General features: G+C 67.3%; 13 protein-coding genes and 1 tRNA gene. 3 read left to right on the forward strand and 11 right to left on the reverse strand.

What is annotated here, in order from left to right:
- Positions 1–9 precede the first annotated feature (9 nt).
- The 4 genes from L0D17_RS00565 to L0D17_RS00580 are packed head-to-tail and all read right to left on the reverse strand — an operon-like array spanning position 10 to position 2,874.
- Positions 10–372, reverse strand: coding sequence for a DUF3054 domain-containing protein (locus tag L0D17_RS00565; RefSeq protein ID WP_039459504.1), 363 nt, complete (start codon positions 370–372; stop codon positions 10–12).
- A gap of 9 nt (positions 373–381) precedes the next feature.
- Positions 382–1,353 carry a lipoyl synthase gene (gene lipA, locus L0D17_RS00570; RefSeq protein WP_243093453.1) on the reverse strand — a complete coding sequence of 324 codons (972 nt, stop codon included), beginning with the start codon at positions 1,351–1,353 and terminating at the stop codon, positions 382–384.
- Positions 1,337–2,002 carry a lipoyl(octanoyl) transferase LipB gene (lipB, locus tag L0D17_RS00575; RefSeq protein ID WP_243093454.1) on the reverse strand — a complete coding sequence of 222 codons (666 nt, stop codon included), beginning with the start codon at positions 2,000–2,002 and terminating at the stop codon, positions 1,337–1,339. The genes lipA and lipB overlap by 17 nt, the downstream gene beginning before the upstream one ends.
- 50 nt (positions 2,003–2,052) lie before the next feature.
- A complete protein-coding gene (locus tag L0D17_RS00580) occupies positions 2,053–2,874 on the reverse strand; it encodes an SDR family NAD(P)-dependent oxidoreductase (RefSeq protein WP_243093455.1) in 822 nt (273 codons plus the stop codon).
- 28 nt (positions 2,875–2,902) lie between these two features.
- On the opposite strand from L0D17_RS00580, the gene L0D17_RS00585 reads away from it, so the two are divergent.
- A complete protein-coding gene (locus L0D17_RS00585) occupies positions 2,903–3,109 on the forward strand; it encodes a hypothetical protein (protein ID WP_243093456.1) in 207 nt (68 codons plus the stop codon).
- Entirely contained in the window at positions 3,066–3,794 is a 729-nt protein-coding gene (locus L0D17_RS00590) for an alpha-hydroxy-acid oxidizing protein (protein ID WP_243093457.1), read from the forward strand. Before L0D17_RS00585 ends, L0D17_RS00590 begins: the two co-directional genes overlap by 44 nt.
- Before the next feature lie 43 nt (positions 3,795–3,837).
- On the opposite strand, the gene rplI is transcribed toward L0D17_RS00590, so the two are convergent.
- The 7 genes from rplI to L0D17_RS00625 form a co-directional block, all read right to left on the reverse strand.
- Positions 3,838–4,281: a 50S ribosomal protein L9 gene (gene rplI / locus L0D17_RS00595; RefSeq protein ID WP_234507325.1), complete on the reverse strand. Its 444-nt coding sequence runs from the start codon at positions 4,279–4,281 to the stop codon at positions 3,838–3,840.
- 9 nt (positions 4,282–4,290) lie between these two features.
- Positions 4,291–4,560 (reverse strand): 30S ribosomal protein S18, encoded by a 270-nt coding sequence (rpsR, locus tag L0D17_RS00600; RefSeq protein WP_039459511.1) that lies wholly within the window; start codon positions 4,558–4,560, stop codon positions 4,291–4,293.
- The gene (locus tag L0D17_RS00605) at positions 4,557–5,381 is read right to left on the reverse strand and encodes a single-stranded DNA-binding protein (protein ID WP_234507327.1); all 825 of its coding nucleotides are present in this window, start codon (positions 5,379–5,381) and stop codon (positions 4,557–4,559) included. Before L0D17_RS00605 ends, rpsR begins: the two co-directional genes overlap by 4 nt.
- A 9-nt stretch (positions 5,382–5,390) precedes the next feature.
- Entirely contained in the window at positions 5,391–5,696 is a 306-nt protein-coding gene (gene rpsF, locus L0D17_RS00610) for a 30S ribosomal protein S6 (RefSeq protein ID WP_234507328.1), read from the reverse strand.
- A 97-nt stretch (positions 5,697–5,793) separates the two neighbouring features.
- A tRNA-Asn gene (locus L0D17_RS00615) sits at positions 5,794–5,869 on the reverse strand.
- Between the two features lie 53 nt (positions 5,870–5,922).
- Positions 5,923–7,920, reverse strand: a complete 1,998-nt coding sequence (gene uvrB / locus L0D17_RS00620; protein ID WP_243093458.1) for an excinuclease ABC subunit UvrB — start codon at positions 7,918–7,920, stop codon at positions 5,923–5,925.
- Between the two features lie 100 nt (positions 7,921–8,020).
- The gene (locus tag L0D17_RS00625; protein WP_243093459.1) at positions 8,021–10,873 is read right to left on the reverse strand and encodes an S-layer homology domain-containing protein; all 2,853 of its coding nucleotides are present in this window, start codon (positions 10,871–10,873) and stop codon (positions 8,021–8,023) included.
- Between the two features lie 479 nt (positions 10,874–11,352).
- On the opposite strand from L0D17_RS00625, the gene glmS reads away from it, so the two are divergent.
- A complete protein-coding gene (gene glmS, locus L0D17_RS00630; RefSeq protein ID WP_243093460.1) occupies positions 11,353–13,167 on the forward strand; it encodes a glutamine--fructose-6-phosphate transaminase (isomerizing) in 1,815 nt (604 codons plus the stop codon).

The following is a 13,167-nucleotide window of genomic DNA, read 5'->3' on the forward strand; positions in this document are numbered from 1 at the left end:
GCCCCTTTTTTACCAGAGCCTGAGGAGCTTGGCGAGGCCTCGGAGGAGGAGGAGGAAGATGAGGCTAAAGGCCATGGCCACCCCCAGGAAGACGAAAAACCCCAGCCCGAAGCTCCCCCCAAGGACCATCTGCCGAAGCCATAGCCCGCTGGGGAAGGCGAGGAGCCAGGTGAGGAGGAGGTTGCGCCAGCTGGGCCTCCGGTAGGTGCCGAGGAAGGGGGAAAGGAGCATCCAGACGAAAAGCACCGGGAGGACGTTGCGGGCAAGGCCCGCCAGGGTCACCGCCTGGCCGTGGGAAAGAAGCCCCAAGGCGGCGAAGAGGAGGAGGGCCAGAAGGTCCAGGAGGAAGAGGTAGGGGGAAGGCTTTTCCACGGCGGGATTTTACCGGGAGGTGGCCTCGAGGAAGACCCGGTCCGCCCGGTAGGAGCTTCGCACCAAGGGCCCGGAAAAGACCTCCTTGAAGCCGAGCCCGTACCCCCAGGCCTCGTACTTCTTGAAGTCCTCGGGGGGCACGTAACGCTCCACGGGCAGGTGGGCCGGGGTGGGCCGCAGGTACTGGCCCAAGGTGAGGATGTCCACCCCCGCCGCCCGGAGGTCCCGCATGGCCTCCAAGATCTCCTCCTCCGTCTCCCCTAAGCCCAGCATCAGGCTGGACTTGGTGAGGACCTGGGGCCTGTACCGCTTGGCGTGGGCCAGGACCTTTAGGGTCTGATCGTACCCCGCCCGGGGGTCCCGCACCTTGGGGGTGAGGCGGCGCACCGTTTCCAGGTTCTGGGCGTAGACCTCGGGCCCCGCGTCCAAGACCCTCTCCACCGCCTTCAGGTCCCCCTGGAAATCGGGGGTGAGGGCCTCCACCAAAACCCCGGGGGCCATCTCCTTGATGGCCCGGATGGTGGCGGCGAAGTGGGCGGCCCCCCCATCGGGCAGGTCGTCCCGGTCCACGCTGGTGAGGACCACATAGCGGATGCCGAGCCGGGCGATGGCCTCCGCCACCCGCCTGGGCTCCTCGAGGTCCACCAGGCCCTTGGGGTTTCCCGTGTGCACAGCGCAGAACTTGCAAGCCCTCGTGCAGATATCCCCCAGGATCATCACCGTGAGGGTGCCGTGGGTCCAGCACTCCCCCACGTTGGGGCAAAGGGCCTCCTGGCAGACGGTGTGGAGGCGAAGCTCCTCCACCGTGCGCTTTAGGGCCTGGTACTTGGCCCCCGTGGGCAGGGTGGCCCTAAGCCAGGCGGGCTTGTTCCGGTCCACGGGCTCGGGCCGGGCCTGGGCCAGGCCCCGCTTCACCACCTTGAGCTCCACCACCTCCCCCGAGGGGGCCACAAGCTCCACCACCTCAAACTTGGGCTTCATGGCTCGCGTTCCTCTCCCACCTGGGCACCAGGCCGAACACCTCGGCGAAGGCCTCCACCACCTTGGCCTTGGCCTCCTCCATGGGCACCTTCCGCCGCAAAAGCCTTTCCAAGGAGGTGACCCCCTTGCCCTTTAGGCCGCAGGGGACGATGACGCTGAAGTCGTTGAGGTCGGTGGAGACGTTCAGGGCGAAGCCGTGGAAGCTCACCCCCTCCTTCACCGCCACCCCGATGGCGCAAAGCTTATCCTCCCCCACCCAGACCCCAGCGTACCCGGGGGTGGGGTAGGCGGCGATGCCGTAGGCCGCCGCCACCTTGACGATGGCTTCCTCTATCTGCCGCAGGAAGCGGCGCACCTCCCGCCCCACGGGGAAGATGGGGTAGCCCACCAGCTGCCCTGGGCCGTGGTAGGTCACGTCCCCGCCCCGCTCCACCCAGTAGAGTTCAAAGCCGTTTTCCCGGTACCAACCCTCGGGAAAGAGGAGGTTCTCCCCCGTGGCCTTGCGGCCTAAGGTGATGACCCGGGGGTGCTCCAGGAGGAGGAGGGTGGGGGGACGCTTCCCCGCCACCACCTCCCGGTGCACCGCCTTCTGGTAGGCCCAGGCCTCCCCGTAAGGCACCAGGCCGAGGTCTTCCACCCGGAACTCCACGTCCCTAAGGATACCCCCGAAGCCCCCAAGGGCCCAAGGCCCAGGGCACACTACGAGAGGAAGCGGGCGATGAGGCGGTCCCGCCAGGGGGCAGAAAGGAGCCTCAAAAGAAGGGTTTCCCGGATGCGGGCCGGGTGGGCCACCAGGTAGCGGGCCTTGGGGTTCGGGCTCTCCAGGGCCTTCAGCACCGCCTCCGCCACCCTCTCGGGGGGAAGGCCCCTTTGGGCGTTCCTTTCCGCTAGCCGCCGGGCCACCTCCAGATAGCGGCCATAAACCCCTTCGGTGCCCGGGGGAGGGGGTTCCAGGTAGGCCTCGGCCCGCTTTAGGGAGCGCTCCCAGATGGGGGTGGCCACGGAGCCGGGCTCAATGAGGGAAACCCGGACGCCAAAAGGGGAAAGCTCCACCCTGAGGGCGTCCGCCAGGGCCTCGAGGGCGAACTTGCTGGCGGCGTAGGGCCCCATGAGGGGCAGGGCCACCAGGCCCGAGACCGAGCCCATGAGGACCACCCGCCCCCGGCTTTGGCGCAAGGAGGGCAAAAAGGCCTTCACCGTGGCGAAGGCCCCGAGGACGTTCACCTCCAGAGCCTCGCGAAAAGCAGCCACGGGCACAAGCTCCAAGGGCCCAGCCACCGCCACGCCGGCGTTGGCCACGAGGCCATAGAGCCCCTCCTGCAAGGCCTCCCGGGCCCTCGCCAGGTCCTCCTCCCGGGTCACGTCCAGGAGAAGGGGGGTGATCCCCTCCGCCCTTAGGGCCTCCGCCTCCTCCTCCCGCCGCACCCCGCCGTAGACGCGATAGCCCCTTTGGCAAAGAAGCCTCGCCGTGGCCCGGCCGATGCCGCTTCCCGCCCCGGTGATGAGCACTTGCCTTTCCATTTGGACGGAGTATAATCCGGGCAAACCCATGTGGGGAAGAAGCGTGCAACAGGCCATCTACCTGCGGGGCTTCCTGGGGGAACGGCCGCCTTTGCCCCTGCACCCCGAGGCCCTGGAGGAGGCGGCGAAAAAGCGCATGTCCCCCGAGGCCTTCGCCTACGTGGCGGGCGGGGCGAGCAGGGTGCGCCGGGGTGGTCCTCACCGTGGACACGGTGCAGCTCGGCTGGCGCCCTAGGGACCTCGCCCTAGGCCACCTCCCCTTCCTCAAGGGGCAGGGCCTGGCCATCTACCTCACCGACCCCGCCTTCCTAAAGGCCTTGGAAGAACCCCTGGAGGGGCCTGCCCTGCGCCCCAGGCCCACCTTGGCCCTTCTCAAGAACCTCCTCGCCCTCCGGCGGGCGGGGAGGCGCTTCGGCCTAAGCCTCACCCAGATGCAAAAGGCGGTGCGCCGCTTCGTGGCCACCTACTCCTTCCCCGAGCTCTCCTGGGAGGAGGTGCGCCGGGTGCGGGAGGCCACCCCCTTGCCCCTCCTCCTCAAGGGCCTCCTCCACCCCGAGGACGTGACCCAGGCCGTGGCCCTGGGGGTGGACGGGGTCTACGTCTCCAACCACGGGGGAAGGCAGGTGGACGGAAGCCTAAGTGCCCTAGAAGCCCTCCCCTTAGCGGTGCAAGCCGCGGAAGGCAAGGTGCCCATCCTCATGGATAGCGGCGTCCGCACCGGGGCGGATGCGGTAAAGGCCCTGGCCCTGGGGGCCAAGGCGGTGGGGCTTGGGCGGCCCTACGTCTACGCCCTGGCCCTCAAGGGGGAAAAGGGGGTGGGCGCCCTTTTGGACCACTTCCTGGCCGAGCTGGAGCTCACCCTGGCCCTCATGGGGGTGGCCCGGCTGGAGGAGCTCGGCCCAGGGTGGATCCAACGCTAAAGGGCGGGGTTTCCCCCGCCCTGCGGCCTGCCGGGCTTAGCCCCTACTGGGCCACCACGCTCACCTTGAGTTGGATGGGCACCTCGGGGTGGGGCTTGTAGGTGAGGACGTACTCCCCCAGTTCCTTGATGGGCCTCTCCAGGGCGAGGCGCTTGGGGTCAATGGTGATGCCGTGCTGGCGGGAAAGGGCCTCGGCGATGTCCTTGGCGGTGACGGAGCCATAGATCTTGTTCTCCCCCGCCCGCACCGGGATGGTGAGGGTGAGGCTTTCCAGGATCTCCTTAAGCCGCTCCGCCTCCGCCTTGCGCTCCGCCAGGCGCTTGGCCTGGGCGCGGATCTTGGCCTCCAGGGCCTTCAGGTTGCTCTCCGTGGCCAAGACGGCGAGGCCCCTAGGCAGCAAATAGTTTCTGGCGTAGCCGGGCTTGACGTTTACCACCTGGCCCACATCGCCCAGGTTCTCCAGGGGTTCTAGCAGGATGACCTTCATGTCCACCCCCTACTTGCGCACCAGCTTCTCCGTGAAGGGAAGAAGCCCGAGAATCCTGGCCCGCTTGATGGTCTTGGCCAGGATCCGTTGCTCCTTGGCGCTAAGCCCCGTGCGGCGGCGGGGAAGGATCTTCCCCGTCTCCGACAGGAACCGCTTCAGCACCTCCACGTTCCGGTAGTCCTTCAGGTCAAACTCTCCCAGGGTGGCCTTCACCTTGGCCTTCCGGGAGGGGCGCCGCTGCGCCTCCTTCTTGGTGGGTTTAGCGTTTTTCGTGCTCAAAACGGCAAATCCTCCTCCGGCGGGAAGTCCTCGAGTCCCTCGTCAATGTCCACCCCACCCGTCTGGACCGGTTGGGGCCTGCTTCCGCCGGTCTGGGCAGGCCCACGGGTGGGCCGCTCCAAGCGGAGCGCCTCCACACGGGTCTGGAAGCGCCTTTCCCCGCTGGAGCTGGTCCAGGAGTCATTCACCAAACGGCCGATCACCAAAAGCCCGTCGCCCTTCCTCAGCTCCCCAGCCCACTCGGCCAGGTCGCGCCAGGCCTGAACCTCTATGAAGTGGGTTTTCTCCTCCCCGTGTTCGCCTCGGGAGGCAACCTCAGCCCCCCCTCCCCGGCGGCGCTCGTTCACCGCCAGGCCCAGCCGGGCTACCGCCGTTCCCTGGGGGGTGTAGCGGAGTTCGGGGTCCCGGGTGAGGTTGCCCATGAGGACCACCTGGTTCAGGGCGTGGCGGAGCCTGGGCTGGTTGCGGGCGTCCTCCTGGGTCTCCCGCCCGCGGGCGTCCAGGGGGTCAATGAAGTCGGCCCGCACTTGCACCTCGCTCCGCCTCTCCCCGTCCCGCTCCCACTGGCGGTACTCCAGCCGCCCCTCCACGAAGAGGAGCTGGCCCTTTTCCAAGACATCCCCCCACATCTCCGCTTGGCGGCCCAGAAGCCGCACCCGGTGATACCAGGGAACCTCCCGCTCCTGGCCCGACTCGTCCCAGAGGGTATCCTGTCCGGCCAGGTTGAGCTCCAAGATGGCGAGCCCCCCCGGGGTGTAGCGCATGTCCGGCCGGGAAGTGAGGGCACCAATGAGGAATACGCGGTTCAGGCCTCGTGCCATGCTCCAAGTTTACGCCTTGCTGAGGAGGGGCTCCTGGGTCTTCACCACCATGACCCGGCGCACGTTGTCGCGGATGCGGAGCTCCCGGGCCAGGTCGTTCACCCGGTCCTCGGGCATCTCCACCTGGTAGAAGAGAAAGTAGCCCTGGGGATCCTTGGCGATGGGGTAGGCCAGGCGCCGCACACCCCACTCTTCCACCTTCAGCACCTGGGCCCCGTAGGCCTCGAGGGCCTTCCCGATGATCTCCTTCTCCAGGGCGAGCTGGCTTTGCTCCAGGCTGGGGTTAAGGATGATGTTCACCTCGTACCTGCGCATCTTCACCTCCTCTCCGGGCCCGGCAGGCCGCACGAGGAAAGATTATACCCTTTCCCCTCCCCCAATAAAAGACCCAGGGGGCCCTTAGGCCCCCATCTGGCTCCGCGGGCAGGACTCGAACCTGCGACCAACCGGTTAACAGCCGGCCGCTCTACCAGCTGAGCTACCGCGGACCGACCGCAGGATGCACTATACCAAGAGGCGGGGAAGGCGTCAAGATGGCCCTTTAGCGCTTCCTCCGCTTCCGCTTCCCCGGCACGGGCTCGGGGGTCCTAAGCCCTTGGAGGTGGGCCTCGAGGGCCCGAAGCTCATCCCTAAGCCGCGCCGCCCGCTCAAAGTCCAAGGCCTCCGCCGCCTGCCACATGAGAAGCTCCAGCTCGGCGATCCGCTCCTTCAGGTCTTCCCCGGAGAGGTCGGCCTCGATGGAGACCTCCTCGTAGCCCTCGGGGCGGATGACGGCCCTCACCTCCTTCCGCACCGTCTCCGGGGTGATGCCGTGCTCCTGATTATAGGCCTCCTGGAGGGCCCTTCTCCGGTTCGTCTCCTCTATGGCCCTCCGCATGGCCTCGGAGACCCGGTCGGCGTAGAGCCAGACCTCCCCCCTGGCGTTCCGCGCCGCCCGGCCGATGGTCTGGATGAGGCTCCGCTCGCTCCTAAGGAAGCCCTCCTTGTCCGCGTCCAGGATGGCCACCAGGGAGACCTCGGGGAGGTCCAGGCCCTCGCGGAGGAGGTTGATCCCCACCAGGCAGTCGTAGTGGCCAAGCCTCAGGTCCCGGATCAGGGCCTGGCGCTCAAAGGCGTCCAGCTCGTGGTGGAGGTAGCGCGCCCTTATCCCCTGCTCCACCAAAAAGCTCGTGAGCTCCTCGGCCATGCGCACCGTGAGCACCGTGACCAGGGTGCGCTCGCCCCTTTGCGCCCGTTCCCGGATGCCCTCCATGAGGTCCAGGATTTGGTTCTCCGTGGGCTTCACCACCACCAAGGGGTCCAGGAGCCCCGTGGGGCGGATGATCTGCTCCACCACGCGGCCCGAGTGGGAAAGCTCAAAGGACCCCGGGGTGGCGGAGACGAAGACCACCTGGGAAACCCGCTCCAGGAACTCCTCAAAGCGCAAGGGGCGGTTGTCCAGGGCGCTGGGCAGGCGGAAGCCGTAGTCCACCAGGGTTTTCTTGCGGGCGTAGTCCCCCCGGTACATGCCCTGGAGCTGGGGCACGGTGACGTGGGACTCGTCCAGGAAGACCAGAAAGTCCTCGGGGAAGTAGTCCAGAAGGGTGTAAGGGGGCTCCCCCGGGGCCTTGCCCGTGAAGTAGCGGGCGTAGTTCTCCACCCCCGGGCAGGTGCCCATGACCCGGAGCATCTCCAGGTCGTAAAGGGTGCGCTCCTTGAGGCGCTGGGCGTAGAGGGGCTCCCCCCGCTCCTCAAAGTAGCGGACCCTTTCCCAGAGCTCCTTTTCTATTTCCTTCAGGATCTCCTCGAGGCCCTCCGGGGAGAGGTAGTGGGTGGCGGGGAAAAGCACGAAGCCGGGAAGCTCCCGAAGCCTTTCCCCGGTGACGGGGTGGACCTGGCTGATGCGCTCCACCTCGTCGCCCCATAGCTCCACCCGGATGGGCTCGGTGTCATAGGCGGGGAAGATTTCCAGGATCTCCCCCTTCGCCCGGAAGCGCCCGGGGGCGAGGTCTATGTCGTTCCGCTGGTAGCCCAGCTCCAGAAGGCGTTCCAAGAGGGCTTCCCGCGGGTAGACCGCCCCCCGCTCCACCACCAGGTTCCGCGCCCGGTACTCCCTGGGGTCCCCCAGGCCGTAGATGGCGGAAACCGAGGCCACCACGATCACGTCCCGCCGGGTGAGGAGGCTTCGGGTGGTGGAGTGCCTTAAGCGCTCAATCTCGGGGTTGATGCTGGCGTCCTTCTCTATGTAGAGGTCCTTCCCCGGCACGTAGGCCTCGGGCTGGTAGTAGTCGTAGTAGCTGATGAAGTACTCCACGGCGTTTTCCGGGAAAAGCTCCCGGAACTCCGCCGCAAGCTGGGCCGCCAGGATCTTGTTGGGGGCGAGGACCAAAGCGGGCCTTCCCAGGGCCTCAATGACCTTGGCCATGGTCACCGTCTTCCCCGTGCCCGTGGCCCCGAGGAGGGTGATGAACCGTTCCCCGTCCCTCAAGGCCTCCACGAGCCCGGCGATGGCCCCCGGCTGGTCCCCCTTGGGGCTTGGCCCCCGGTAGCGGAAGGTCATCCTTACCCAAGTATAGGGGCCTCCTCGCCTCCCCAAAGGAAGGGGAAGAACAAAAACCCCCGCCCCCTTTGGGGGGGCGGGGGGAAAGCGCTCCTAGGGCCTAGAAGTTGACGCTGTAGGTGACCTTGAAGGCCCGGCCGTAGGACTGCAAGGTCCCTGCGCCGTCCAGGAGGATGGCGTCCAGGTAGGCCACGGTGAAGCCGTAGTACTTGGCCTCCACGTAGATCCCGTCCACGCCGCCAGACCCGGTCCCCGCTCCGGTGGTGAGGTTCCAGGGGAACTGGACCTCGCCGGGGTAGGTGAAGAGGCGGTCGGTGGTGGCGCTCAGGGAGAAGTCGCCGTAGCCCCGGGTGAGGAAGGAGCCAGCGGGGTCCACCACGTTCTGCCCGCGGTAGGAGGCGTAGCCCACCTTGACGCTGGCGCCAGGCACCAGGAACTCGTTCAGGGTGAGGCCCGCGCGCCAGTAGGTCTCCTGGGCATCGTTGGTGGAGCCACGGGTGATATCCGTGGAGCGGGCGGCGTAGACCCCTTCCAGGCTGGGCTTCAAGGGGATGCCCAGGGGATCCGTGGCCACCTTCACCCCATACTTGAGGGTGGTGTAGTCGTAGGTGCCCGCACTGGCGCTAGCATCGGTGAAGCTGTGGTAGCGCACGTAGGGCTGGAGGCTGAGGAAGGCCAGCTTGCCCTGGTAAGAGGCGTAGGCCAAGAGGTCCTCGTAGGGGTAGTTGCCGCTACCGTTGTCAAACCGCTGGTAACCCAGGACCAGGCTCAGCCCGGGGATCAGGGCATCCTGGGCCTTGGCGTCGTGGATGAGCTTGACGCCGAAGCCCGTGGAGTAGCGGGAGTCTTGGATGTTGTAGAAGTAGAAGTTGTAGTTGCCGTAGGCCCCTAGACCGGTGCTGCCCGGCTGCACAACCCCGCCCACGGTCAGCTGGTTGTAGAAGGGGTTCAGGGCGAAGCCGCTGAAGAGCTTGAGGGTGGCCCCCACCCCCCAGGCGACCTGCTCGGTAGCGGGAGCACCGGCGTAGTTCGTGGAGTCATCGTAGTAGCCCCGGACCTCCAGGCCGCCCAGGAGGCCAAGGCTCAGCTTGGCGTCCACGCCGAAGCCCCTGTTGTCGGCGGCGAAGGGCGCGCTGCCGTTCCCGCCCACGCCGAAGTAGAAGTAGTGGTAGTTGGAGGACATCCCGGCCACGCCGTTCTCGTAGGCCGGGTCAATGGCCCGGTAGTTGGCGGAGAGGGAGAGGGGCCCCAGGCTGAGGTCGCCCTTGACGTAGTAGGCCCAGTCGGCGAGGGTGCTGTCAAAGAAGTTCTGCAGGCCGCCCGTGGGCCAGGTCTTGGAGGTGTCAAAGAGCCCGCTGAGCTTGACCGGCCCCAGGGCCAGGCTCGCGTCCACGCCCAGGGCGGAGCGGTTGCCGTAGTTCTCAGCGTAGTTCAGGGCCAGGCTGAAGCCCTCCACCGGCTTGAAGGCGGTGCGGATGCCGAAGTAGCCGCCCTGGAGCACAGCGGGGGCGGGGGGGGTAGCAGCAGCCCCCTCATTATTGGCCACGCCCGCCACCACGGTGACCTCGGGGGAGAGGGGGAACTTGGTGCCGGAGAAGGTGGCCACCATGCCCTGGCGGGTGGTGGCGGGGTAGCTGTCCTTGTCGTTGGCGAAGAGGTAGTCGTTGAAGCTGAAGGAGCTGGTGCTGGAACTGTAGACCACGCTGAAGGCCTGGCCGTCCACGTTCCCCTTGACGCTGGCGTCGGTGAGGTAGGCGTTGGTGGTGTTAATGCTACCGGAGCCGAAGGCGTCCACGGAGAGGGAGGCGCTGGCCTCGGAGACGTTCACCCCGCTCGTGCCGGGCTGGGCCACCTTGACCCCGAAGGTGAGGGTGGCGGAGCCCCCGGTGAAGGTCTGGTCAAAGTCGCCCCGGCGCTGGGCCACCCGGTTGCGGTAAGGCGGACCAGCACCGTAGTCCTGCTGGCCGGAGCCCGAGGAGACCTGGTTCCCGGGGAAGAAGCGGTCAATGTCAAAGTTGATGCCGGTGTTGGTGGCCGTGCCGTAGGTGGCGGAGAGGGAGCCCTTGATGGAGTACTGCACCTTGGAGAGCTCAGCCACCTGGCCTTCCAGCTTGGAGACCTTCTCGGAGAGACCCACCAGGTCGGAGCGCAGGGCGGCGGCGAACTCCTGCACCGCGGCCACGTCCTCCTTGGAGGCGAACTGCTCAAAGTCCACCCCCTGCAGGTCAGCCAGGCCCTTCTCCAGGGCGGTCACCCGGTCCTGGAGGGAGAGGACGTCCTGGTTGAGGAGGACGGCGAGCTCGTTCAGGGCCTGGATGGCCTGGGCGTTGGCCTCCACCTGGGTTTGAAGGGCGGCCAGGTCGCCCTTCACGCCCTCCACGTCCTGGGCCAAAGCATCCAGCTGCTCGGCCAGCTGCTGGGCCTGGGCCAGGGCGGTGTCGGCGGCGATGGAGGCAGCCTCCACCCGGTCGGCCAGGTCCTGGAGGGCGGCCTGGTCCATGCCGGGCTCGGGGGCGGGCTGGGCCTTGAGCTCGGCGATCATGGCCTCGAGGCGGGCGATGTCCTCCTTGGTGGCGGCGCTGTCCTCCAGGGCCGAGACCCGAACGCCCAAGGCAGCAAGCTCGGCGGCGAGCTCCTGCACGGCGTTCTTCAGGGCCTCGAGGTCCTCGGAGGACATGGCCTCCATGGTGGGGGAGGTGCCCTTGGCCTTCAGCTCCTCCTCAATCTGCTGCAGGAGGCGGTAGATGATGAGGGCGGCCTGGTAGCGGGTGAGGTTCTCGTTCCCCCGGTAGGTGCCGTCGGGGAAGCCCACGATGATCCCCTTGGCCGCCAGGGCCTCCACCGCCTCCTTGGCCCAGTGCCCGGCGGGCACGTCGGAGAACTGGGCCAGACCGAAGCCCATGGAGAGCACGGTCAAGAGCCCTGCCAGTAGCGTCACGAGCCTTTTCTTCATATCCCTAAACACCCCCTTCAGGGTCTTTCGGGAAGAGGGTGCGGGCGAGTTTCCGCGTTTCCTCTCCCACCCAGCTTCCCGGGATGCAAGGAAAGCGCCAGGGGCCTTAAAGGCCGGTTTTCCCTTGCATCCGGGGCTATCATAAAAGCCTCATGCCCTAAGTGTCAAGCCCCTGGCCTTTAGGTTTGCTATACTCCGGCGGGGGGTGAGAGGGTAGGGATGAACAATCGGTCCAGGAAGGCGGGAAGCGCAGGGGGCCTTTTGGCCTGACGAGGTGGCGGACCCCAATCGGGGATAACCGGGAAACCGGGAAAGGTCGAGGAATCCGCGGATGCCGCCCGGGGTGTGCCCGCCCCGCCCGCCTGAGCAAAGCCCCAAGGGAAAGCCCTAAAGGGACAACCGAGGGGCAGGGCGTCAAAAGCGTTGGCCCGATAGGGTAGCGGCGGGCCCCGTTCTGGGCCCGCTTAAGGGAGAAGGTCATGTGCGGAATCGTGGGCTACGTGGGCTTTCGGAACGCCACGGATGTGCTTCTTGACGGCCTTCGGCGCTTGGAGTACCGGGGGTACGACTCCGCGGGGGTGGCGGTGCGCACCCCTTCGGGGCTTAAGGTGGTGAAGCGCTCGGGGAAGCTTTCCGCCCTGGAAAGCGCCCTAAAGGAAGAGCGCCTGGAAGGCCCTCTGGGCATCGGCCACACCCGCTGGGCCACCCACGGGGCCCCCACGGACCCCAACGCCCATCCCCACACCACAGAGGACGGGAAGATCGCCGTGATCCACAACGGCATCATTGAAAACTACCTGGAGCTCAAGGAGGCCCTCCTTGCCCGGGGACACCGCTTCCGCTCGGAGACGGACAGCGAGGTCCTGGCCCACCTGGTGGAGGAGAAGTACCAAGGGGACCTCTTCGCCGCCCTGCGGGAAGCCCTCAAGGAGGTGCGGGGGGCCTACGCCGTGGTGGTGGCCCACGAGGACCACGAGGAGATCGTGGCCGCCCGCACGGTGAGCCCCCTGGTGGTGGGCCTCGGGGAAGGGGAGAACTTCCTGGCCTCCGACGTGCCCGCCCTCCTTCCCTACACCCGAAAGGTCATCTTCCTCCACGACGGGGACCTGGCCCGCATCACCCGGGAGGGGGTGGAGATCACCGACCTCCAGGGAAACCCCCTGAAGCGGGAAGCGGTGGAGGTGGACTGGTCCTTGGAGGCCGCAGAGAAGGGGGGCTTCCCCCACTACATGTTGAAGGAGATCTATGAGCAGCCCTGGGTCCTGGAGAACACCCTGGGGGGAAGGCTTCGGGAGGAAGAAGGGGACGTGGACCTAGGCCTCGCCCTGGACCCCAGGGAGGTGGAGCGCGTCCACATGGTGGCCTGCGGCACCGCCGCCTACGCCGGGCTTTACGGGAAGTACCTCCTGGAGGCCCTGGCCCGCGTCCCCGTGGAGTGGGACGTGGCCAGCGAGTACCGCTACCGCGACCCCGTGGTGGACGGGAAGACCCTGGCCATCGCCATCAGCCAGTCGGGGGAGACGATAGACACCCTGGAGGGGATCCGCGAGGCCAAGGGCAAGGGGGCGAGGACCCTGGGGGTGGTCAACGCCAAGGGCTCCAGCCTCACCCGCGAGGTGGACGAGGTCTTATACATCCACGCAGGGCCAGAGATCGGGGTGGCCTCCACCAAGGCCTACCTGGCCATGCTTGCGGCCATGGCCCTCCTCGCCGTGCGCTTCGGCCGGGCCCGGGGCACCCTCTCCCGGGAGGCGGCCCAGGGGCTCCTCCGCGAGATGCGCAAGCTGCCCCGCCTGGTGGAGGAGGTCCTGGAGCAACGCCCCCTCGTGGCCCACATCGCCGAGAAGTACCACCAGGCCCAGGACTTCCTCTTCCTGGGGCGGCACGTGCAGACCCCCACCGCCTACGAGGGGGCGCTTAAGCTCAAGGAGATCAGCTACATCCACGCCGAGGCCTACCCTGCCGGGGAGATGAAGCACGGGCCCATCGCCCTCATTGACGAGCACCTTCCCGTGGTGGTCCTGGCCACCCAAGGGCCCCTGTACGAGAAGACCCTCTCCAACATCCAAGAGGTGCGGGCCCGGGGGGGCAGGGTGATCGCCGTGGCCACGGAAGGGGACGAGGAGATCAAGAAGCTCGCCCAGGACGTGATTTACGTGCCCGAGGTCCACCCCCTCCTCGCCCCCATCGTGAGCGTGGTACCCCTCCAGCTCCTCGCCTACGAGGTGGCGGTGCTCCTGGGCCGGGACGTGGACCAGCCCAGGAACCTGGCCAAGAGCGTGACCGTGGAATAG

The sequence above is a fragment of the Thermus thalpophilus genome (genome assembly GCF_022760915.1).
GTDB lineage: Bacteria > Deinococcota > Deinococci > Deinococcales > Thermaceae > Thermus > Thermus thalpophilus.

What these genes read in the sequence shown, in the direction of transcription:
- L0D17_RS00585 (WP_243093456.1), top strand. Translation starts at nt 2,903, where the DNA reads ATGTGGGGAAGAAGCGTGCAACAGGCCATCTACCTGCGGGGCTTCCTG.
- L0D17_RS00605 (WP_234507327.1), bottom strand. Translation starts at nt 5,381, where the DNA reads ATGGCACGAGGCCTGAACCGCGTATTCCTCATTGGTGCCCTCACTTCC.
- L0D17_RS00580 (WP_243093455.1), bottom strand. Translation starts at nt 2,874, where the DNA reads ATGGAAAGGCAAGTGCTCATCACCGGGGCGGGAAGCGGCATCGGCCGG.
- rplI (WP_234507325.1), bottom strand. Translation starts at nt 4,281, where the DNA reads ATGAAGGTCATCCTGCTAGAACCCCTGGAGAACCTGGGCGATGTGGGC.
- lipA (WP_243093453.1), bottom strand. Translation starts at nt 1,353, where the DNA reads ATGAAGCCCAAGTTTGAGGTGGTGGAGCTTGTGGCCCCCTCGGGGGAG.
- L0D17_RS00625 (WP_243093459.1), bottom strand. Translation starts at nt 10,873, where the DNA reads ATGAAGAAAAGGCTCGTGACGCTACTGGCAGGGCTCTTGACCGTGCTC.
- glmS (WP_243093460.1), top strand. Translation starts at nt 11,353, where the DNA reads ATGTGCGGAATCGTGGGCTACGTGGGCTTTCGGAACGCCACGGATGTG.
- uvrB (WP_243093458.1), bottom strand. Translation starts at nt 7,920, where the DNA reads ATGACCTTCCGCTACCGGGGGCCAAGCCCCAAGGGGGACCAGCCGGGG.
- rpsF (WP_234507328.1), bottom strand. Translation starts at nt 5,696, where the DNA reads ATGCGCAGGTACGAGGTGAACATCATCCTTAACCCCAGCCTGGAGCAA.